This window comes from Mycobacterium sp. JS623 (genome assembly GCF_000328565.1).
Lineage (GTDB): Bacteria > Actinomycetota > Actinomycetes > Mycobacteriales > Mycobacteriaceae > Mycobacterium.
In genome coordinates, this window is the sequence record NC_019966.1 from 3,776,463 (window position 1) to 3,798,450 (window position 21,988).

Sequence of the window (21,988 nt, forward strand, 5' to 3'; positions counted from 1 at the left end):
TCAACCTCAACCAGAGGGTTATAGTTATGTCAAGTTGTTTCGTGCAACCAGAACGGTAGGGCGAGGTCGCGGGGTATCGGCGCAGGCGCGCCGAACGGCGTGTTGAGAAATTCCGCGCAACCTTCCACCGCATTCGCGCACGCACCGACTCCCCGACACTGAGCCCAGGCTCCCACCGCCCGCCAAGCAGTAGCTATTTGACCGTCGGCAGGTCCGGGCTCGAGACGTCATAGGTCTGACCCGGCTGGGTGAGCAGCGCGGCCAGCTTGAGCGCCTTTTCTTCCGTGCGGTCAGTGGTCCCCCACACCACAGTGCGGCCATCGGTCAGCGTCAGCGTGATGGCGGCGACGGACGGCGCCGCAATGCGGCCAACCTGTCCCGCGACCTCGGGTCGCAGCGCCGTCATCACCTGCAGCGCAGCCTTGGTCGGCGCGTCGCTGGGCCCGGGGTTGTCGGCGTCGAGATAGGGCACGCCTGCAGGGGGCGGTGCAGTCGCGAAATCGACGCCGTCCTTGTCGAACAGGTGCGGGCCGTCCGGATAGTCCTTCACCACCACCGGTAGCCGTTCGATGACCGTGACGCGCAGCGTCGACGGGTACTGGCGTTGCACCCGTGCGCTTGCCACGCGCCTGATCGCTGCGACGCGTTCGGCGACGGCGTCGGTGTCGACCTGCAGCAGCGGCGTACCCGGCGCAACGGCGGCCGCCGCCGTGACCTCCTCCTGCGTCACCGCTCCGAGCCCGACCACGACGATGTTGCGCGCGGCCATGATCGGCGTGAAGTACAGCAGCAGACCAAGGCCGACCAGCACGACACTGACCAGCGCGGACCACATCAGCACCTTCAGGCCCCGAACCGTCCGGCGGCCAAGCCTTTTCGCCTCTTCCGGCGGTCCGCCCATGGTTTTCCGCTTGGCCTCGCGGCGGGCGTTCTCGATCGCGGTGGCCCTGGCCTGGGCGGCGCGGCGCTCTTCGCGTTCGCGGCGCGCACGCCGCCGCGGGCCCTCGTAATCGGCGGCGGCCGCGGGCGCCACAGTCTCTTGCGGGGCCTCTTGCGGAACTTCCGCCGCGTCTTCGCCGTCAGCCTGTTCCGTCGGTTCGGTCGGCCCGGTCATCGGAACGCCTTCCCCGACCCGCCCGGCGCGCTGCGATTGGCCTTAACCCGAAGTGCGGCAAGGATTTCCTTGCCGAGCATCGTGACGTCGCCCGCTCCCATGGTCACCACGACGTCGCCGGGGTCGGCGGCCTCAGCCACCCGTTCGGCCACCGCCGAGAAGTTGGGCACATAGGTGACCGGCACCGTGACGTGGTCGGCGATCATCGCCCCGCTCACGCCCGCCATCGGCTGCTCGCGTGCCGCGTAGACGTCGAGCACGAAAACCTCGTCGGCTTCGCTCAGAGCTTGGCCGAATTCACGTGCGAAAGTCGCTGTCCGCGAATACAAGTGCGGTTGGAACACCACGATGGATCGGCCGGAAAACCCGGGGTCGCCCTGCTGGGCCACCGCACGCACGGCCGTCAGCGTGGCATGCACCTCGGTCGGGTGGTGGGCGTAGTCGTCGAAGACCCGCACACCGTTGGTGGTACCGACGAGCTCGAAGCGCCGCCGCACCCCCTCGAAACCGGCGAGACCGTCGAGGACGGCGTCGGTCGGTGCGCCGATGTCGATGGCCGCCAGCAGCGCGCCCAGCGCATTGAGCGCCATATGTCTGCCCGGCACCGCCAGTCGCATCACCCGCGGGTGCGGTTCGCCGTGCAGCTGAATGTGCGCGACCGCTCCGGTGCCCTGCTGTTCCCACTCCAGAAGGGTGCCAGCCAGCGGCTGAGAGGCGTCGCTGCCGTAACGCAGCACCCGGATTCCGAGCGCTGCAGTGCGCTCGGCAAGACCTGCCGCGCCGCGGTCATCGGTGCAAACCACCAGCGCGCCACCGGGTTTCAACCGCTCGACGAATCCGTCGAACACCGCGCAATAGGCCTCGGCACTGCCGAAGAAGTCGAGATGGTCGGCCTCGATGTTGGTGACCACCGCGACATCGGGGGTGTACTCCAGCAGCGACCCGTCACTCTCGTCGGCCTCGGCCACGAAACAGTCCCCGCTGCCGTGGTGTGCGTTGGTGCCGGCCTCGCCGAGATCGCCGCCCACCGCGAATGACGGATCAAAACCGCTGTGCTGCAACGCCACAATGAGCATCGACGTCGTCGTGGTCTTGCCGTGGGTGCCGGTGACCATCAGCGTCTTGTGCCCGGCCATCAACTTGGCCAGTACGACAGGCCGCAGGATCACCGGGATGCCGCGGCGACGGGCCTCGACGAGTTCGGGGTTGGTCTTGGGAATCGCGGCGTGCGTGGTCACCACCGCGGTCGGCCCGCCCGGCAAGAGATCCAGTGAGGACTCGTCGTGCCCGATGCGGATGGCTGCACCACGCGCCCGCAATGCCACGACGCCGCGCGACTCCTTGGCGTCAGAACCCGACACCTGGCCGCCGCGGTCCAGCAGGATTCGGGCGACGCCCGACATGCCCGCTCCCCCGATTCCGACCATGTGCACCCGCTGCAGTTCGTCGGGCAGCGAATTCGCGTTCACCGCAACCGCTTTCGCTCGCGGGCACGGCGCGCGACGTCGAGCGCGACCTCTGCCACTCGCTGCGCGGCGTCTCGATGGCCCGCGAGCGCTGCGGCAGCCGTCATCGCCTGCAGCTTGCCGGGCTCGTTGAGCAGCCGTGGCACGGTATCGGCGACGAACGACGGAGTCAGGTCGGCGTCCTCGACGATGACGCCGCCGCCGGCGTTGACGACGGGCAGCGCGTTGAGCCGCTGTTCGCCGTTGCCGATCGGGAGCGGTACGTAAACGGCGGGCAGGCCGACGTCCGTCACTTCGGCGACCGTCATCGCGCCCGACCGGCAGACGGCCAGATCGGCAGCCGCATACGCCAGGTCCATCCGGTCCAGATACGGCACCGCGACGTAAGGCGGGTCACCGTCGGTCGGCTCGCGAAGGTCAAGGGTGTTCTTTGGCCCGTGCGCGTGTAGCACCGAAATGCCGGCCACGGCAAGGTCTTTGGCGGCACCGGCGACGGCCTGGTTGATCCGCTGTGCGCCCTGCGAACCGCCGAACACCAGCAACACCTTTGCGTCGTCGGCGAAGCCGAAGTGAGCCCGCGCTTCCGCGCGCAATGCCATCCGGTCCAGCGAGGTGATCGCGGCCCGCACCGGCACGCCGACGACCTCGACGCGGCGCAGACCGGGATCTGGCACCGCCGACAACACTCGTTGCGCCGATCGCGCTCCGACGCGGTTGGCCCAGCCCGCGCTCGCGTTGGCCTCGTGCACGATGACGGGAACACGACGACGTCGGAGGGGGCCGCCGCGCGCCGCCAGGTACGCAGGCAGCGCGACGTAGCCGCCGAACCCGATCACGACGTCGGCGTCGACGGTGTCGAGCACCGCGCGGGTCTGTCTGACCGCGCGCCGCACCCGCAGAGGAAGCCGGACCAAATCACCCGACGGCTTGCGCGGCAGCGGTGCCGGCGTGATCAGCTCGAGGTGATATCCGCGCTCGGGCACCAGCCGCGTTTCCAGCCCCCGGTGGGTGCCAAGCGCCGTGATCCGCACGTCCGGGTCAAGAGCGGTCAGGGCGTCGGCCACGGCCATCGCGGGTTCGACATGCCCCGCCGTGCCGCCGCCGGCAAGGACCACGGATATCCCCCGGCCGCTACGCTCCTGCCCACGAGGGACCGAAATGCTCACCCGTAATGCTGACCTTCCAATGTTCTGGCCCGGCGCTGTCGCTGGGCGCCTCCATGATGCCCTGAGCGCCGCACCTGACGGTCGGCCGGATGGGGTTTGCGCTTCTTGTCCGCAATGGGCTTGGACTTGCGCGGGGGGTCCTGCCTGCGCGGCTTGGCCCCCTTGGCGCCGGGACGGGTGCGCAGTCGGTCCCGCAGCGCCTCGGTGCGCGACGGCACATACGGCTCCGGCAGCGGCAGCCTCAGCAGCCTGTTGACCCTGTCGTCGCGCCCTGCCCGCAGCGCGGCTACCGCCTCTGGTTCGTGACGAGCCGCGTTTGCCATGATGCCGATGATCAAAAGTGTTGTGGCCGTGGATGTTCCACCTGCAGAGATCAGTGGCAGCTGAAGGCCCGTCACTGGTAGCAGGCCGACGACGTAACCCACGTTGATGAACACCTGGCCCAGCACCCACAGCGTCGTGGTCGCGGTGAGCAGCCGCAGGAACGGATCGGCCGAGCGCCGCGCGATCCGCATTCCGGTGTAGGCGAACAGCCCGAACAGGCACAGCAGCCCGACCGCGCCGACGAAGCCGAGTTCCTCGCCGATGATCGCGAAGATGAAGTCGTTGTGGGCGTTGGGCAGATAGTTCCACTTGGCGGTGCCCTGTCCAAGCCCGTCGCCGAAGACACCGCCGTTGGCCAGTGCAAACTTCGCCTGACGGGCCTGATAGCCCGAGCCCTGAGTATCGGCACCGGGGTTCAGCCAGGACTGCACCCGATCGGATCGGTAGCCCTCGGACACTGCGAGCACGGCCGCCGAGGCCATGACCGCCACCAGTGAGGACAGGAACACCCGCAGTGGCAGGCCGGCGTACCACAGCAATCCGAGCAGGATGATGCCAAGCGACACGGTCTGCCCGAGGTCCGGCTGAGCGACGATCAACGCCAGCGCGACGACTGCGGCGGGCACCAGCGGGATCAGCATCTCGCGCAGCGATGCGTGTTCCAGGCGCCGGGCCGCCAGCAGGTGGGCGCCCCAGATCGCGAATGCGATCTTCGCCAGTTCGGAGGGCTGCATCGAGAAGCCGGCGATCACGAACCAACCGCGAGAACCGTTGGCTTCGTGGCCGATTCCCGGGACCAGCACCAAGACCAGCATCACGATCGTGAGCGCGAACGCGCTGAACGCCATGCTGCGCATCAATTGCACGGGCATCCGCATCGCGACGTAGAACGCGAACAGCCCGACTACGGTCCACAGCACCTGCCTGCCGAAGATCGCCCACGGCGAGCCGTCCTGGTCGTAGCTGTGCACCCCCGACGCCGACAGGACCATGGTCAGGCCCAGCGTGATCAGCAGCGCGGTGACGGCGATGATGAGGTGAAACGACGTCATCGGCCTGCCCAGCCATGCGCCGAACCGGGTGCGCGGGCTGCGGGCCTCGGCTTCTGCGGCGGGTTCTGTGTTCGGCTTGGTCCGCCGGTGCCGCAACCGGGTCAGGATGTTGCTCACGGCGGGCTACCGGGACGGCTGAGACAGCTGGGACACGGCCGCAGCGAACGCGTCGCCGCGCTGGCCGTAGCCGCTGAACTGGTCGAAGGACGCACCGGCCGGAGCCAGTAACACGGTGTCGCCTGCGCTCGCCAACCCTCGGGCCGCGTCGACCACCGCGGTCATCAGCCGAGTCACATTTGTCCCATGCACCCCAGAATCCTCCCCCGTCACAGGCTCGACGACGGGGACATCCGGGGCGTGTCGCGATAACGCATCCCGGATCAGGTCGCGGTCCCTGCCAATCAGCACCGCTCCGACCAGCCGATTCGCCGCGCCGGCGACGAGTTCGTCAACCGATGCGCCCTTGAGCAACCCGCCGGCGATCCAGACCACCCGCGGATACGCGGCGATCGATGCCTGCGCGGCGTGCGGGTTGGTGGCCTTGGAGTCGTCGACGTACGTGACGCCGTCGACGACTCCGACTACCTCGGCGCGGTGCCGGCCGACCGAAAAGTTGGCCAGCGCATCGGCGATGGCCCCCGGCGGCACATCGACGGCCCGCGCCAGCGCCGCCGCGGCAAGCGCGTCGAGGACGCCCACCGGGCCGGCTACCGGAATCGTTGCCGCGTCTGCCAACCGCAACTGTTCGCCGAACGCGTTGTCGACGAGCACACCGTCGCGCACCCCCAGCTCCCCCGGCCCGGGTTCACCGAGCCGGAAGCCGACTCGTACCTGCGCGGCGGCACTCGACAGCAGACCGGCCGCGACCGGGTCGTCGAGCCCGGCGACGGCGACGCGGCCGTCCAGCACCCGTGCCTTGTCGCGGGCATAGGCGTCCATCGACCCGTGCCAGTCAAGGTGGTCCTCGGCCACATTGAGCACCACGCCGGCTTCCGGCCGCAGCGACGGCGCCCAGTGCAGCTGGAAGCTCGACAACTCCACGGCCATCAACTCCGCAGGCTGATCGAGCACGTCGAGCACCGGGTCGCCGATGTTGCCGCACAGCAGCGCTTCGCGACCGCCCGCGACCAGCATCGCGTGCAGCATCGACGTTGTGGTCGTCTTGCCGTTGGTGCCGGTCACCACGAGCCAGCGCCGCGGCGGCCCGTAGTGGCCGGAAGTGTCCAGCCGCCAAGCCAATTCGACGTCGCCCCAGATCGGCACGCCCGCGGCGGCGGCAGCGGCAAGCACCGGCGCCTCCGGCGGCAGGCCGGGGCTGGTGACGACGAGGTCGTAGTCGGCGATCCGCTCGGCGGCGTTTGGCGCGTCGATCACCTCGACGCCGTTTTGCGCGAACTCCGTCAGCATCGACGGGCTGTCGTCGGTCAGCGTCGCACGCACACCAAGGGGCGTCAGCGCCGCAAGGATCGCGCGTCCGGTGACGCGGGCACCGGCCACCAGAACCTCGGCTCCCGACAGGTCCATGTCAGGCTCCGACGGTGGTCAGCCACTCGCTGTAGAAGAGCGCGACACCGAGACCACAGGCGATCGCCGTGAGAAGCCAAAACCGGATGATGACCGTGGTTTCCGCCCAGCCGACGAGTTCGAAGTGGTGGTGGAACGGCGCCATTCGGAACACCCTGCGCCCGGTCGTCCGAAACGTCATGATCTGCACGACGACCGAGGTCACCTCGGCGACGAACAGCGCGCCCAGCACGACCGCCAGCATTTCGGTGCGGCTGGCCACCGACAGCCCGGCGATGATGCCGCCCAGCGCCAGCGAGCCTGTGTCGCCCATGAAGATCTTGGCCGGCGCGGCGTTCCACCACAGGAAGCCGATGCATGCGCCCGCGGTGGCGGCCGCGATGATCGCAAGGTCCAGCGGATCGCGCACGTTGTAGCAGCCCAGGCCGGGGCTGGTCGCGCAGGCATTGCGGAACTGCCAGAACGTGATCAGCACGTAGGCCGCGCACACCATCGCCATCGCCCCGGCTGCCAGCCCGTCGAGGCCGTCGGTGAAGTTCACCGCGTTCGACCAGGCGCTGACGATGACGATGCAGAACAGCACGAAGATCGCGGGCGCGAGCGTCACCGTGGCGATCTCGCGCACGTACGACAGCTCGGCGCTGCCCGGCGTCAGGCCGTCCGCGTTGCGGAACTGCAGCGCCAGGATCCCGAACAGCACGGCCGCGGCAAGGATTCCGATGGTCTTGGCGGTCTTGTTCAGACCGAGGTTGCGCGCGCGCCGGATCTTGATCAGGTCGTCGACGAAGCCGACGGTGCCGAGCGCCGTGGCGAGGCCCAGCACGAGCCAGCCCGAGGCCGACGGCCCCCTGCCGTCCATCACGATGCCGATCAACTGCGTGCCCAGGTAGCCGGCCCAGATAGCTGCGACGATCGCGACGCCGCCCATCGACGGCGTGCCGCGCTTCTTGTGGTGGCTCGGCGGCCCGTCCTCGCGGATCTCGTGGCCAAAGCCCTGCCGGGTGAACAGCCGGATCAGCACCGGCGTGAGGAGGATGGAGACCGTCAGCGCGATGCCGACGGCGATGAGGATCTGCCTCATCCGCGAACGACTTCGGTGACCAGTGCTTCGGCAAGGGCGCCGAGCCCTGCCGCGTTCGAGGCTTTCACCAGCACCACATCTGTTGCCCGCAGTTCGGCCCGCAGCAATGCCAGCGCGGCGTCGGCATCGGCGACCATGGTCGATTCAGCTCCCCACGATCCCTCCATCACCGCCCCGTGGTGCATGGCGCTCATAGACCTCCCGGTTCCCACGACGATGAGTCGAGACACATCTAATCGCACCGCCAACCGGCCGATGCGGTCATGCTCGGATATTGCGTCGTCACCGAGTTCGGCCATCTCCCCGAGCACGGCCCAGCTGCGCCGTTTTTGTCCGCCTTCGTTGGCGATGGCGGCCAGCGCCTTCAGCCCGGCCGCCATGGAGTCCGGGTTGGCGTTGTAGGCGTCATTGATGACCGTGACACCGTCACCGCGGGTGGCGACGGCCATGCGGTGTTTGGACACCGGGCCCGCGGCCGCGAGCGCGTCGGCCACCTGGTTGAGGCTGGCGCCACATTCCAGGGCGACGGCCGCGGCGCACAGCGCATTCGACACCTGATGATCGCCGTGCACGGCCAGTGCGACGTCTATCTTTCCGCTGGCGGTGTGCAGCGTGAACCGCGGCCGGGCCAACGCATCGAGGGTGACCGCATCGGCCCATACGTCGGCGGTGGCGGTGCGGCCGACCCGAACCACCCGCGCGGCCGTCTTGTCCGCCATCGCGGCCACTGCGGCGTCGTCGGCGTTGAGGATCACCACGCCGGACGCCGGAACAGCTTGCGGCAGTTCTGCTTTCGTAGCCGCGATGGCCTCTCTCGAACCGAACTCACCGAGGTGCGCGGTGCCGACGTTCAGCACGACCGCGATGGACGGTGGTGCGATCTCGGCCAGCGCGGCGATGTTGCCGGGATGGCGCGCCGACATCTCGAGCACGAGGTAATCGGTGGACTCGGTCGCGCGCAGCACCGTCCACGGGTGGCCGAGCTCGTTGTTGAAGGAGCCAGGCGGTGCGACGACCTCGCCGAGCGGGCCGAGCACCGCGGCGAGCAGATCCTTCGTCGAGGTCTTGCCGGACGAGCCGGTGACCCCGACGATCGTCAGCCCACCGTCGACGAGTTCCGCGGCGACCGCGGCCGCGAGCCGCGCCAGCGCCGCGAGCACCGCGGCCCCAGAGCCATCGGTATCGAACTCGAGCACGCTGGCACTTGTGTCCCGGGCGGCCGCGGGTTCGACGACGATCGCGGGCACCCCCACCGGCCGTGCTGCCAGTACCGCAACGGCGCCGGCACCCACTGCGGCCACTGCGAAGTCGTGTCCGTCGGAACGGCCCCCCGGTAGCGCGAGGAACAGCCCGCCGGGAGTGACTGCGCGCGAATCGAATTCGACGGTCCCGGTGACGCGCGTCGCCGCCGCCTGCTCCGGCGAGATGTCGACGAGCTGACCGCCGACGATGTCGGCGATCTGGGCGACGGTCAGTTCGATCACGTGCAGCGCCCGTGCGCTTCAAGAGACCGAGCAAGCTCTTCGCGGTCGTCGAAGGGCCGGGTCTGGCCATGGCTGGTCTGGCCCGCCTCGTGACCCTTGCCCGCGATCAGCACCACGTCACCCGATTTTGCCCACACCACGGCGTAGTCGATGGCCTCGCGGCGGTCACCGATCTCGACGACCTGCGCCTGTCCACCCCGTGCGCCGGCCATGATCGCGGCCCTGATGGCGGCGGGTTCCTCGTCGCGGGGGTTGTCGTCGGTGATGACCACCAGGTCGGCCAATTCGGCGGCGACGCGGCCCATCGGCTCCCGTTTCCCTGGATCCCGGTTGCCGCCCGCGCCGAACACCACCGCGAGCCTGCCGCCACTCTGGGCGCGCAGCGTCTCGAGCACCGCACGCAGCGCCCCGGGCTTGTGCGCATAGTCGACCAACGCGAGAAAGTCCTGGCCGCGGTCGATCGGCTCGAGCCGGCCGGGCACCGTAGCGCTGCGCAGCCCCGGCGCCGCTTGTTCCGGTGATACCCCGACAGCATCCAGCAACGCGACCGCCAGCAGGCAGTTGGCGACGTTGTAGTGACCGGGCAGCCCGATCCGCAGCCCGTGATGCACGCCCGCCGGGTCGACCGCCAGAAACTCCTGGGCGCCGAGCTCGACGGACTCGATGTTCTCCACTCGCCAGTCGGCGTCGCGTCCGGTTGCGCTGACCGAGACTGGATGATGGGCGATACGCGCCATCTCCCGTCCCGCGTCATCGTCCACGCAGATCACGGAAAGACTTGCGTGCGAACGTGATTCGGGGTCGAACAGGCGGGCTTTGGCGGCGAAGTAGTCCTGCATCGTTGGGTGGAAATCCAGGTGGTCCCGCGACAGGTTGGTGAATCCACCGACCGCGAACTGCACACCGTCCACGCGGCCAAGCGTCAGCGCGTGGCTGGACACCTCCATCACCACGGTGTCGACGCCCTGCTCGACCATCACCGCCAGCAGCGCCTGCAGATCCGGCGCCTCCGGCGTGGTCAGCACGCTGGGCTGGTCGCGTCCGTCGATGCGGACACCGACGGTGCCGATCAGCCCCGCCACCCGCTCGGCTGACCGCAGCCCGGCCTCGGCCAGATACGTCGTCGTGGTCTTGCCTGACGTCCCAGTGACGCCGATGACGCGCAGCCGTTCCGACGGATGCCCGTACACCGTCGCCGCGAGGTCGCCCAACACCGATCGCGGGTGGGGATGAACCAGCACGGGCACCGCGATATCGCCCATCGCTTCGACGCCCGCCGGGTCCGTGAGCACCGCGACAGCGCCCCGAGCCACCGCGTCGGCGGCATAGCGCCCACCGTGCGAGGACGCCCCGGGCAGGGCCGCGAACAGGTCGCCGAGCTGCGCATTCTGGCCTCTCAGTGTGACACCGGTGACCCGCACGTCTGGCACCGCGACCCCGCCGGCAGGTACGGCCAGTACCTGCTCAGCCAGCCGTCCCAGCACTTGGCCGACGGGATGGTTGGGACGCGGGTTCATGGCGTAGACACAGTACCGGCCTGGCCGCTCGTGTCCCCTCGCTCAGGTGGCTTGAAGCGTCAGGGGCGGACCCGGATCGGGCGATAGCGGGACGTTCTCCCTCTGCAGCAGCCACGCCGCGAGGTTGTGGAACAGCGGCGCCATCGTGGTGCCGTGTTGGCCGTCGGCCGTGCGTTGCGGGTTGTCGGCCATCACGCCGATCACGTAGCGCGGGTCGTCGGTCGGCACCATGCCCGCAAACGTGATCCAGTAGACGTTGTCGTAGTAGCACCCGCAGCCCGGATTGATCTGCTGAGCCGTTCCCGTCTTGCCGGAGATCTGATATCCGTCGACTGCACCGAGTGAACCGGTGCCCTGCTGGACGCCAGTCGGATCGCGCTGCAGTGTCGCGCGCAGCATCTGCCGAACCGTCTGAGCCGTTTGCGGCGACACCACCCGAATGCCGTCCGGCCGCGGCTCGTCCTTGTGGGTACCGTCGGCGGCGATGGTGCTCTTGATGATGCGCGGCGGGATGCGCACACCGTCGTTGGCGATCGCCTGATACATCCCGGTCATCTGCAACAACGTCATCGAAAGACCTTGGCCGATAGGCAAGTTCGCGAAAGTGCTGCCGGACCACTGATCGATCGGCGGCACCAGGCCCGCGCTCTCGCCCGGCAGCCCGACACCGGTCCGCTGGCCGAGCCCGAACTTGTCGAGCATCTCCGAGTAGCGCTGCGGCCCGATCCGCTGCGCGAGCATCAGTGTGCCGACGTTGGAGGACTTGCCGAAGATTCCCGTGGTCGTGTACGGCGTGACGCCGTGCTCCCACGCGTCATGCACTGTGACACCGCCCATTTCGATGTCGCCCGGCACCTGCAGCACCTCGTCGGGGTTGGACAGCCCGTACTCGATGACCGAGGCCGCGGTGACGATCTTGTTCACCGAGCCCGGTTCGTACGGCGAGGACACCGACGGGTTGCCAAGGTCGCGGTCCTCTTGACGGCCGATGTCCTGGCTCGGGTCGAACGTGTTGTCGTTCGCCATCGCAAGCACCTCACCGGTTTTCGCGTCCAGCACGACAGCCGACACGTTCTTGGCGCCGGACATTTCCTTGGCCTGCTGCACCTGCTGCTGGACGTAGAACTGGATGTCGTCGTCCAGTGTCAACATCACCGTCGAGCCGTCGACCGCGTCGTGCCGGTTGCGGTAACTGCCGGGGATCACCACGCCGTCGGACCCGCGGTCGTAGGTGACCGAACCGTCGGTGCCCGCCAGTTCGGCGTCGAGTGAATCCTCAAGCCCCAGCAGGCCGTGACCGTCCCAGTCGATACCGCCGACGATGTTGGCCGCCAGAGAGCCGCCGGGATACTGGCGCAAATCCTGACGCTCGGAACCGACTTCGGGAAACTTGGTGATGATCGCGTCGGCGATGGCCGGGTCAACTGCCCGCGCAAGATAGACAAACGAATCGTTGCTGGTGAGCTTCTTCAAAACGGTCGGGACATCGGGTTTGTTGTTGAGCCGCAACGCAATTTCGGCGGCGATGTCGCGCAACCGGCGTTGCGGGTCCGGTGCCTCGGGCGTCTTCGCCTTGGCTTCTTCCAGCTGCTTGCGGATCTTGACCGGCTGGAACGTCAGCGCGCGGGCCTCGATGGTGAATGCCAGCTTGTCGTTGTTGCGGTCGACGATCGCGCCGCGCACGGCCTTCTCCACGTCGGTGACCTTGAGCTGCCCCGCCGCCTCGGCGCGCAGGCCCGCTGCCTTTGGCACCTGCAGCGTGAACAACTGCGCGGCCGCGATCAGCAGCACCAGGAAGATCACGGCGTTGCCAGTCCGATGCCGGAACACGAACGACGCACTGCGCAAACCGTTTTCGGTCGCCGGTTCCCGGGTGCGGCGGGCCTTGGCCGAACGTTCCTGGTTAGGTTGTGTCTTGCGTGCCTTCGGCCTGCCCTGGCCACGGCCCCGATCGTTGGCGCGGCTCATGCAGGTGCGCCGGGAACGGGCGCGGTCAGGGCCGGGGCCGCTGGCGGCGAACCCGCGTCAAGCGGCACAGGAGGAGCGCCCAGAACCGGCGCTGCTGGGGCGGCGGGCGCCGCGGGTACGTCGGCCGGCGCTGCCGGCGCAACCGCAGGGCCGAGCGCCGGCGTCTGCCCCGTCACGGCGTGCGGCACCTCGACACCCGGCGGGGCTGCCAGCGGCGCGGCCGACGTGGCCGGCACCGACCGATCGGTGCCCGGCAGCGCAGCGGCTGGCGCAGGCACCCGCGGCGGCATGTGGACGGTGAGCTCGCGGGGCTCAACCACGCGGGGCGCTGGCGGGGCCGGCGGCGCGGGCGGGCCCTCTTCGGGCAGCGGCGTGTTCAGCGGTGCAGGGGCGACACCCTGTGCGGGTTTGGGCGTGCCAACCACGACCCAGTTCCCAGACGCGTCCTGCACCAGATGCGCGGTGTCCCGCGACGGGATCATCCCTAGGTTGCGAGCCGCTTCGGCCAGCGCAGGCGCGGCCTGCGCCTCCAGCACCTGACGCTCAAGGGCTTCCTTCTGTTGCAGCAGCGCCTGATTCGTGTCACGGGCATGGCTCAACTCATATGAGCGCTCCGCGGCGTCGGTGGACAGCCACAGCGTGACCCCGAGGCCGGCGCCGAGCGACCCGATCACCAACACGACGAACGGCACCCTCGCCACAAGAGCGCGCGGGCTGAGTTCGATGGAGGACAGCCTGACGATGATCCGTTCACGCAATGGCGGCCGGACAACCTTGGGCGCCTTGGCCTTTCGCGCCTTCGCGCGCGCCTTGGCCTGACTGGCGTTCTTGGGCCGGGCCGGAGCGTCGGTGGGCCGCGGGATCGGATTGGTCGCCGGCGCCGACCGCTGCGGGCGCTGTTCCCGCGTCGGCTTGCGCCGGCGCGGCGGCGCGTCCGCCTGGCGGCCGCTGGTGTTGCGGCTTCGACGCTTTTCGTCGCCACCGCGTACCGATGCAGGCTTGCGTGCCCTCATGGTCAACCCCCCACCTTTTCCAGTGCCCGTAGCCGCACAGGTGCGCTACGCGGATTGCGTTCGATCTCCTCGGGCCCGGCACGTTCGGCGCCGCGGGTCAGTGCGACGAATTCCGGTCCGTGGCCGGGCAATTCGACGGGAAGCCCGGGCGGGGTGCGAGATGCGGTGGCGGCGGCGAATTGGTTTTTGACGATGCGGTCTTCCAGCGATTGGTATGCCATCACGACGATCCGGCCGCCGGGCGCCAATGCTGAAAGCGCCGCGGGGATGGCTTCCCGAAGCGAGTCCAGCTCGCCGTTGACGACGATGCGCAGCGCCTGGAAGGTGCGCTTGGCGGGATGCCCGCCGGTGCGGCGAGCAGGCGCGGGGATCGCCTGATACAGCAACTCAACCAGCTCGCCGGTGCGCGCGAACGGCCGCTTCGCGCGGCGACGGACGATGTGCGCGGCGATGCGACCGGCGAACCGCTCCTCGCCGAACTCGCGCAGCACTCGGGCAAGCGTTTTCTCGTCGTAGGTGTTCAGAATCTCAGCTGCGGTCAGTTCCGCATCCGGATCCATCCGCATGTCCAGCGGCGCGTCGGCCGAGTACGAAAACCCGCGCGCGGTGCGGTCCAGTTGCATCGATGACACCCCGAGGTCGAACAGGATGCCGTTGACTTGGCTTGTCCAGTAACCGGTTTCGGTCAGCACACCCTCGATGCCGTCGTAGCGGGTGCGCACCAACATGACTCGGTCGCCGAACTGTGCAAGCCGCTCGCCTGCGATCCACAGCGCGTCGGGATCGCGGTCGAGCCCGATGAGTCGCAGGCCCGGCAGCTCGGTGAGAAAGCGCTCGGCGTGTCCGCCTGCCCCGAGGGTGGCGTCGATCAGGACGGCGCCTTCGCCGTCGCCGTGCTGGCGGGTGAGCGCGGGAGTCAGTAGCTCGACGCAGCGGTCGAGGAGGACCGGTAGGTGTCCGTGCTCGCCTGAATTCGAGCCCATCGCAACCTCTTTGATGAAGGCCCCTGCACCGAGGTCCCTGTCCGAGAGCACGGACCTGGCGTTGGGGAAGTACGCCAGGGCCGGTTCGGGCAGAGGCCACGTTGCACGGGCATGGGCCGCATCAACGGTCCGGTTAGATGATGTCGTGTAGAGCTTCATCGGTGGCCGCGGAGAAGTTTTCTTCGTGGGTCTCCTGGTATGACTGCCATGCCGCCGAGTCCCAGATCTCCAGGTAGTCAACCGATCCGATCACCACGCAGTCCTTCGAAAGGTTTGCATAGCGGCGATGATCGGCCGACAACGTGATCCGGCCTTGTGCGTCGGGATGTTGCTCGTCGGTGGCGGCGGCCAGGTTTCGTAGGAACGCCCGGGCCTCGGGATTACTCCGTGAGGCCTGCGACGCCCGTCGAGCCAGCTTTTCGAACTCGGCGCGCGGGTAGACGGCGAGACTGTGATCTTGGCTCTTGGTGACCATCAACCCTCCTGCCAGCGCGTCGCGGAACTTGGCGGGCAGCGTGAGCCGCCCCTTGTCGTCGAGCTTCGGCGTGTAGGTGCCGAGAAACATCTCGCCACCTCCTACCACCACGGAACCCCGGTCGCTCCGTTGTCCGCCACTTTACCCCACAATCCCCCACTTTGCTCCCGTTGCGGATCGGAGATTCGTACATGTCCCCACACTGTCCCATCAGGGGAGCGTCTCGACCCGCAACCGTCGCGGACTAAAGGGTGGGTGTGGAACCGAACGCGCAGGTCGAAGGGTCGGAAGCGCTGGTGGGGCGTGGTGGGGCGCTGACCCACGCAGGTGGGGCCGTTCTCTGTGGAAGGGCGTGTCAGATCGTGAAGCGTCGTGTCGCTGCGGCGTGTCCCGTCGTGTATCCAGGCACGAAAAAGGGGCAGCCCCTGTGGGCTACCCCTTCACTCTGGCTGGCCTATTCGTCGAAACGGCGGCGGAAGCGGTCTTCCATCCGACTGGTGAACGATCCGCCTGAGCCCTTGGCTCGCTTCTGGCGGACACCCTGTTCAGCTGCCGAACCACCACGGCCACCGGCAACGCGCGGCCCGGTGATGGCGAAGATCACGCCGCCGAACATGACCAAGAAGCCGATTACGGACAGGATCGGGAAGCTGCCAATCATGGTGGCCTTGAACGCGACACCACACACCAGCATGGCCAGCCCGATCACAAAGAGCGCGGCGCCCTGCAGACGACGCCGCGCAGAAGGTGCGCGCAGAGTCCCACCACGAACGCTCGAGGCGAATTTGGGGTCCTCGGCATAGAGCGCGCTCTCGATCTGATCGAGCATGCGCTGCTCATGATCGGAGAGTGGCATTCGTCCCTCCTTGCCGGCCCTGCCGTCTAAAAACGTTCAAACTCGTGCGTGCTCGCGCTTACGGGCACCTAACAGTCATGATACGAGGTCAATCTGAGCCGTACCACCTAGTTGACGGACGATTCTATGACGAGCGTGGTGACTGTGAGCCAGTACCTCTCCCATCCAATAATGGTGTGGACGAAACGCTTGACACCGAGAGAGGGCAATCAGAAGTTGGCGACATTTCTCATTGATCTGTCGCCGGGCGATATGCAACGGCGGCTCGGTGACGCGCTCTCGGTGTATGTCGATGCCATGCGCTACCCACGCGGCACCGAGGATCAGCGCGCTTCGATGTGGGTCGAGCACACCCGCAGGCATGGCTGGAAGGGCGTCGCCGCAGTCGAGGTGCCAGATCACGGCGACTTCGCGGATGCCCCCGACCGCTCTGCATCGGCGTTGGCCGCTGCTCCCTTGCTGGGCGTCGCGTACGGGTACTGCGGCGCACCGGACCAGTGGTGGCAGCAGCAGGTGGTGGCAGGCCTGCACCGAGTCGGCGCGGACAGAATGCGGATCGCGGAGCTGATGACCAGCTACTTCGAGCTGACCGAGCTACACATCGCGCCGCACGCGCAGGGTCGTGGCCTTGGCGAGGCGCTGGCGCGGCGACTGCTCGCCGGCCGAGGCGAGGCGCACGTGCTGCTGTCGACGCCGGAGATCAACGGCGAATCCAACCGGGCGTGGCGGCTGTATCGGCGGCTCGGGTTCACCGACATCATCCGCGGCTATCACTTCGCCGGCGATCCGCGCGCCTTCGCGATCCTGGGCCGGGCACTACCACTGTGAGCGGGCCGGGTCTGGCACGATGACCAGGTGCCCGCCCGCTCACGCCGGTTCCGCAAGCTCGCCGTCATGTTGCTGCTGCTGCTCGTCGTGCCGATGGCCGTCGGATGCGTGCGCGTCCGCGCATCGATCACGGTGTCGCCGGACGACCGGGTGTCGGGGCAGATCGTCGCGTCCGCCAAACCGCGTAACGCTGACGACAAGGGTCCGCAACTGCTCAACAACCTGCCGTTCGCCCAGAAAGTAGCGATTTCTGACTACGACCGAGACGATTACGTTGGCTCGCAGGCGGTCTTCTCCGATTTGACCTTCGCCGAATTGCCCCAGCTGGCGAACATGAACCGGGACGCCGCAGGCGTCGACATCTCGCTGCGGCGCGCAGGCGATCTCGTGATCCTGGAGGGCCGTGCCGACCTCACCTCGCTCAATGACCCCGAGGCCGACGTGTCGCTGTCCGTCGCGTTCCCGGGCGAGGTGACGTCGACCAACGGCTCCCAGGTGTCGTCGGATGTCGTCGAGTGGAAGCTGCGGCCCGGGGTAGTCAGCACTATGAACGCGCAGGCCCGGTACACCGATCCCAGCGCCCGCTCGTTCACCGGTGCGGCGATCTGGCTCGGTATCGCGTCGTTCTTGGTGGCCGGGATCATCGGCGGGGTGGCGTATTACAGCCGCGACCGCTCGCCGCGTCCTTCCTGAAACGTCGCATTGTCAGCGAAGGGCGCTGGTGAGTCGGGGGCCTGGCTTGGTACAAAACCCGTCGCACGCTCTACTGTGGAATGCACTCGGGGGCGAGTACTACAGACTGACTTTGCAGAAAGGGGCGCCCGCTGAGCGTGGATGCAGCGGCACCGTCAGCCGTCGAGCTGGCCGGCGCCGTCACCGATCAATTGCGGGACTATCTCCGCGATCGTCGCAGTGACGCCGCGTACATCGGCCCCGACTACGCCGAGTTGACCGCCGCCCTCGAAGAATTCGTGTTGCGCGGCGGCAAACGGCTGCGCCCGGCGTTCGCCTACTGGGGCTGGCGGGCAGTTGCGGACGATGACACGAATCCAGCCGATCCGTCGATGCTGCGCCTGTTCTCGGCCCTAGAACTGCTGCACGCGTGCGCGCTGGTGCACGACGATGTGATCGACGCGTCGGCCACTCGTCGCGGGCTGCCGACCGTGCATCGGCTGTTCTCCGAAAAGCACCGCAGCAGCCAATGGCACGGATCATGCGAGCAGTTCGGGATTTCCGCGGCGATTCTGCTTGGCGACCTCGCGCTGGTGTGGGCCGACGACATCGTCGCCACCGCCGACCTGGCCCCCGACGCGCAGGCACGGGTGCGGCGCGTCTGGTCGGCGATCCGGACCGAAGTGCTCGGCGGGCAGTACCTCGACATCGTCGCCGAATCCAGCGGAGCCGAGTCGGTGGCGTCGGCGATGACGGTCAACGTCTACAAGACCGCGTCCTACACGATCTCCCGGCCGTTGCAATTCGGCGCCGCAGCCGCGGCCGACCGGCCCGACGTGCTCGCCGCGTTCCACGAGCTGGGAACCAGCCTCGGCGTGGCGTTCCAATTGCGCGACGACGTCCTCGGCGTTTTCGGCGATCCTGCGGTGACGGGCAAGCCGTCCGGCGACGACCTGCGCTCCGGTAAGCGCACGGTGTTGTTGGCCGAGGCGGTCGAGCGAGCCGATAAGGTCGACCCCGTCGCGGCCAAGCTATTGCGTACCTCGATCGGAACCGAGCTGACAGACGCCCAGGTGCGCGAGCTGTGTCTTGTCATCGAATCGGTCGGGGCACTGGCAGCGGTCGAGGGCCGGATCGACTCACTTACCCGTCGATCGCTGGAAATTCTCACCGCCGCACAAATCGACGCTCGGGCCAAGGTCGGTCTTGCCGAGCTCGCACGATTGGCCGCGAACCGGTCCGCCTAGGCGCATGACAACCCCGACATCGACGCGGGCCCCGAAAGCCGGCCCGGCGCACCACCTTTGGCAGCTGAGCTCCTTCGCGGCGTCACCCCAGGCGCGGCCGGCGCTACTGGGTGCGATCGGCGCGGTGTTGATCACCGCGGGCGGCCTCGGCGCAGGCAGCACCCGTCTACACGATCCACTTCTGGAGTCGCTGCACGTGTCCTGGCTTCGGTTCGGGCACGGCCTGGTGCTGTCGTCGGTGCTGCTGTGGATCGGCGTGACGTTGATGCTGATCGCCTGGCTGTGGCTGGGCCGACGGGTAATCGACCGCACTGCAACCGAATACACGATGGTGGCGACGACCGGGTTCTGGCTGGCGCCGCTGCTGCTGAGTGTTCCGGTGTTCAGTCGCGACACCTATTCGTATCTGGCGCAGGGCGCACTGTTGCGCGACGGCTTCGACCCCTACGTCGTCGGCCCGATCGACAATCCGAACTCGTTGCTGGACAACGTGAGTCCGATCTGGACCACCACGACCGCCCCGTACGGGCCCGCATTCATTCTGGTCGCCAAGTTCGTCACCATGTTGGTGGGCAACGACGTGGTGGCGGGGACCATGGTGTTGCGGCTGTGCATGCTGCCTGGCCTTGCGCTGTTGATATGGGCGGCACCGCGGGTAGCCCGTCATGTCGGCGCCGACGGCGCTGCCGCACTGTGGATCTGCGTGCTGAATCCGTTGGTGATCATCCACCTGATGGGCGGCGTGCACAACGAAATGCTGATGGTCGGCCTGATGATGGCAGGCATCGCATTGACGTTTTCTGGCCGACATATCTGGGGCGTGGGACTGATCGCGGTGGCTGTAGCGGTGAAAGCCACGGCGGGACTGGCACTTCCATTCATGGTGTGGGTCTGGATGAGACACCTGCGCGACGCGCGCGGATACCAGCCGGTGAGGGCGTTCGCGGTGGCGACGGCGGCGTCGGGAGTAATATTCGTCGCGGTGTTCGCCGTGTTGTCATGGCTGGCCGGCGTCGGGCTCGGCTGGCTGACCGCACTGGCCGGCTCGGTCAAGATCATCAACTGGCTGACCGTGCCCACTGCCGCGGCGAATCTGGTCAACGTGTTCGGCAGCCTGCTGTTCCCGGTGAACTTCTACGCGGTGCTCGATGTCAACCGGATCATCGGAATCGCGATCATCGCGATCTCACTTCCGTTGCTGTGGTGGAGATTTCGACACACCGACCGCGAGGCGCTGATCGGCGTCGCATCGGTGATGGTCGTCGTAGTGCTGTTCGTTCCTGCCGCGTTGCCGTGGTATTACACCTGGCCGCTCGCCGTGGCGGCCGCGCTGACGCAGTCGCGGCAGGCGATCGCCGTGATTGCGGGCCTTTCGACGTGGATCACCGTGATATGGAAGCCGGACGGAGCGCACGGCATGTACTCATGGATTCACGTGCTGCTCGCAACGGCATGCGCTGCGGTGGCGTGGTATTCGTTGTTTTACGCGCCTGAGACTAGTGCGCCGCCACGGCGAGCCGTCAGTACGCCATCGCCTGAGCCCGGCGCACCACTTCCCGGGCCTGATGAGAATGCAGAGCGTCCACCGGACGCGCATTAGCCTGCCGTTCGGTGCTGCCGTCGTGCCTAATCGTCAGCGACGGATCAGGGGTGAACAGCCAGCGCACGATCTCGGTGTCGTGGTAGCCCCCGTCATGGAGCACCACGAGCAGCCCCTGCAGGGGCTTGACCACGTGGCCGGTGTCGTCGAAGAAGACCTTCGGGACCACCACTGAACCCGCGCGCCGCACCGCGACCAGGTGTCCTTCGCGCAGCTGCTGGTGCACTTTCGTCACGGGTACCCCGAGCAGATCGGCAACGGCTGGCAAGTCGTACACGTCCTCGCCGGGGTCTAGAACATCGTCGGCGGCCGGAATGCTGCTCACCGCACTGAGTCTAGGACGTAAGGGGCGACTCGTAACATGTGTTCGGTGGAGGCCTACCAGCAATTCGACCCGCTTGTGGGGGCCGTGCTGGATGGCCGGTACCGCGTCGAGGCGATGATCGCGACGGGCGGCATGTCCGCCGTCTACCGCGGGCTCGATCTGCGGCTGGACCGGCCGGTCGCGCTGAAGATCATGGAGTCCCGATACGCCGGCGATCACCAGTTCCTGACGCGGTTTCAGCGTGAGGCGCGGGCCGTGGCGCGGTTGAAGGATCCGGGCCTTGTGGCGGTTTACGACCAGGGCATCGATGGTCAGCATCCGTTTCTGGTGATGGAGCTGATCGAGGGCGGCACACTGCGGGAGCTGCTGCGGGAGCGCGGCCCGATGCCACCACACGCTGTCGCCGCGGTGCTGCGTCCGGTGCTGGGCGGGCTCGCGGTGGCGCATCGCGCTGGGCTGGTGCACCGCGACATCAAGCCCGAGAACGTGCTCATCTCCGACGACGGCGATGTCAAGATCGCCGACTTCGGTTTGGTGCGAGCAGTCGCCGAGGCCAAGATCACCTCCGCCAGCGTGATTTTGGGCACCGCCGCATACTTGTCCCCCGAGCAGGTCAGCACCGGCGATGCCGACCCCCGCAGCGATGTGTACTCCGTGGGGATCCTGGCTTACGAGCTGCTGACCGGAGTCACGCCGTTCACCGGCGACTCGGCACTCGCGATCGCGTACCAACGGATGGACAACGACGTCTCGCCCCCGAGCCGGGTGATCGCCGGTGTGCCAGCGCAATTCGATGACCTGGTCGCCCACGCCACCGCACGGGAGCCCGCCGACCGGTACGCCGACGCCCAGGACATGGCCGCCGAACTCGACTCGATCGTCGACCAATTGGGGTTGCCGCCGTTTCGGGTACCCGCCCCGCGTAATTCGGCGCAGCACCTGTCGGCCGCGTTGCAGCACAGTCATATACAGACCCAGCAGGAAGCCACGACCACCAAAACGGCACGGCCGCAGGCGCCGCAGGTGCCCGCGCCCCGACAACACACACGCGAACTCACCCGTGACGATTGGCAACCGCTAGAGCCCGAATATCAGGCCGTCTCAGGCCAATTCGCCGGGATCGACCTCGACGAGTTCTACTGGGCCCGCCAACGCTCCAAGAGGGCGTTGGTGTTTTGGGTGGTCGCCGTGCTGACACTCACCGGACTGATCGCGGCCGCAGCCTGGACGCTCGGCAGCAACATCGCGACGTTGATCTAGCGCGCAGTTACGAAAGGCACGCCGGTCAGCGTC

General features: G+C 67.8%; 19 protein-coding genes. 5 read left to right on the forward strand and 14 right to left on the reverse strand.

Annotation, left to right across the window (positions count from 1 at the left end):
- Window positions 1-193: 193 nt before the first annotated feature.
- The 13 genes from MYCSM_RS18555 to MYCSM_RS18615 form a co-directional block, all read right to left on the reverse strand.
- Complete coding sequence (locus MYCSM_RS18555; protein ID WP_015307699.1) at window positions 194-1,114, reverse strand: cell division protein FtsQ/DivIB; 921 nt, start codon at window positions 1,112-1,114, stop codon at window positions 194-196.
- Window positions 1,111-2,541 carry a UDP-N-acetylmuramate--L-alanine ligase gene (murC, locus tag MYCSM_RS18560; protein ID WP_442928536.1) on the reverse strand — a complete coding sequence of 477 codons (1,431 nt, stop codon included), beginning with the start codon at window positions 2,539-2,541 and terminating at the stop codon, window positions 1,111-1,113. The genes MYCSM_RS18555 and murC overlap by 4 nt, the downstream gene beginning before the upstream one ends.
- Before the next feature lie 38 nt (window positions 2,542-2,579).
- Window positions 2,580-3,746, reverse strand: coding sequence for an undecaprenyldiphospho-muramoylpentapeptide beta-N-acetylglucosaminyltransferase (gene murG / locus MYCSM_RS18565; RefSeq protein WP_015307701.1), 1,167 nt, complete (start codon window positions 3,744-3,746; stop codon window positions 2,580-2,582).
- Window positions 3,743-5,239, reverse strand: a complete 1,497-nt coding sequence (gene ftsW / locus MYCSM_RS18570) for a putative lipid II flippase FtsW (protein ID WP_015307702.1) — start codon at window positions 5,237-5,239, stop codon at window positions 3,743-3,745. The genes murG and ftsW overlap by 4 nt, the downstream gene beginning before the upstream one ends.
- A gap of 6 nt (window positions 5,240-5,245) precedes the next feature.
- Entirely contained in the window at window positions 5,246-6,646 is a 1,401-nt protein-coding gene (gene murD / locus MYCSM_RS18575; protein ID WP_015307703.1) for a UDP-N-acetylmuramoyl-L-alanine--D-glutamate ligase, read from the reverse strand.
- Window position 6,647: 1 nt separating this feature from the next.
- Window positions 6,648-7,727 (reverse strand): phospho-N-acetylmuramoyl-pentapeptide-transferase, encoded by a 1,080-nt coding sequence (mraY, locus tag MYCSM_RS18580; protein ID WP_015307704.1) that lies wholly within the window; start codon window positions 7,725-7,727, stop codon window positions 6,648-6,650.
- Entirely contained in the window at window positions 7,724-9,211 is a 1,488-nt protein-coding gene (locus MYCSM_RS18585) for a UDP-N-acetylmuramoyl-tripeptide--D-alanyl-D-alanine ligase (protein ID WP_015307705.1), read from the reverse strand. The genes mraY and MYCSM_RS18585 overlap by 4 nt, the downstream gene beginning before the upstream one ends.
- Window positions 9,208-10,728 (reverse strand): UDP-N-acetylmuramoyl-L-alanyl-D-glutamate--2,6-diaminopimelate ligase, encoded by a 1,521-nt coding sequence (locus MYCSM_RS18590; RefSeq protein WP_015307706.1) that lies wholly within the window; start codon window positions 10,726-10,728, stop codon window positions 9,208-9,210. The genes MYCSM_RS18585 and MYCSM_RS18590 overlap by 4 nt, the downstream gene beginning before the upstream one ends.
- A gap of 42 nt (window positions 10,729-10,770) precedes the next feature.
- Window positions 10,771-12,696, reverse strand: a complete 1,926-nt coding sequence (locus MYCSM_RS18595; protein WP_015307707.1) for a peptidoglycan D,D-transpeptidase FtsI family protein — start codon at window positions 12,694-12,696, stop codon at window positions 10,771-10,773.
- The gene (locus tag MYCSM_RS18600) at window positions 12,693-13,709 is read right to left on the reverse strand and encodes a hypothetical protein (RefSeq protein ID WP_015307708.1); all 1,017 of its coding nucleotides are present in this window, start codon (window positions 13,707-13,709) and stop codon (window positions 12,693-12,695) included. Before MYCSM_RS18600 ends, MYCSM_RS18595 begins: the two co-directional genes overlap by 4 nt.
- A 2-nt stretch (window positions 13,710-13,711) precedes the next feature.
- Window positions 13,712-14,851, reverse strand: coding sequence for a 16S rRNA (cytosine(1402)-N(4))-methyltransferase RsmH (rsmH, locus tag MYCSM_RS18605; RefSeq protein ID WP_015307709.1), 1,140 nt, complete (start codon window positions 14,849-14,851; stop codon window positions 13,712-13,714).
- A complete protein-coding gene (mraZ, locus tag MYCSM_RS18610) occupies window positions 14,826-15,257 on the reverse strand; it encodes a division/cell wall cluster transcriptional repressor MraZ (protein ID WP_015307710.1) in 432 nt (143 codons plus the stop codon). The genes rsmH and mraZ overlap by 26 nt, the downstream gene beginning before the upstream one ends.
- A gap of 364 nt (window positions 15,258-15,621) precedes the next feature.
- Entirely contained in the window at window positions 15,622-16,023 is a 402-nt protein-coding gene (locus tag MYCSM_RS18615) for a DUF3040 domain-containing protein (RefSeq protein ID WP_015307711.1), read from the reverse strand.
- 216 nt (window positions 16,024-16,239) lie between these two features.
- On the opposite strand from MYCSM_RS18615, the gene MYCSM_RS18620 reads away from it, so the two are divergent.
- The 4 genes from MYCSM_RS18620 to MYCSM_RS18635 all read left to right on the forward strand — a co-directional run bounded on the left by MYCSM_RS18620 (window position 16,240) and on the right by MYCSM_RS18635 (window position 20,370).
- Window positions 16,240-16,851 (forward strand): GNAT family N-acetyltransferase, encoded by a 612-nt coding sequence (locus tag MYCSM_RS18620; protein WP_041314372.1) that lies wholly within the window; start codon window positions 16,240-16,242, stop codon window positions 16,849-16,851.
- Window positions 16,852-16,917: 66 nt separating this feature from the next.
- Entirely contained in the window at window positions 16,918-17,544 is a 627-nt protein-coding gene (locus MYCSM_RS18625) for an LppM family (lipo)protein (protein WP_051073918.1), read from the forward strand.
- 137 nt (window positions 17,545-17,681) lie between these two features.
- Window positions 17,682-18,770 (forward strand): bifunctional (2E,6E)-farnesyl/geranyl diphosphate synthase, encoded by a 1,089-nt coding sequence (gene idsA2 / locus MYCSM_RS18630; protein WP_015307714.1) that lies wholly within the window; start codon window positions 17,682-17,684, stop codon window positions 18,768-18,770.
- Window positions 18,771-18,774: 4 nt separating this feature from the next.
- Window positions 18,775-20,370, forward strand: coding sequence for an alpha-(1->6)-mannopyranosyltransferase A (locus tag MYCSM_RS18635; protein WP_015307715.1), 1,596 nt, complete (start codon window positions 18,775-18,777; stop codon window positions 20,368-20,370).
- Here MYCSM_RS18635 and MYCSM_RS18640 read toward each other — a convergent pair.
- Entirely contained in the window at window positions 20,291-20,695 is a 405-nt protein-coding gene (locus MYCSM_RS18640; RefSeq protein WP_015307716.1) for an Rv2175c family DNA-binding protein, read from the reverse strand. The two genes, MYCSM_RS18635 and MYCSM_RS18640, sit on opposite strands and share 80 nt — an antisense overlap.
- Window positions 20,696-20,731: 36 nt before the next feature.
- On the opposite strand from MYCSM_RS18640, the gene MYCSM_RS18645 reads away from it, so the two are divergent.
- On the forward strand, window positions 20,732-21,955 hold the full coding sequence (locus MYCSM_RS18645; protein ID WP_015307717.1) for a protein kinase domain-containing protein: 1,224 nt from the start codon (window positions 20,732-20,734) through the stop codon (window positions 21,953-21,955).
- Window positions 21,956-21,988: the final 33 nt, after the last annotated feature.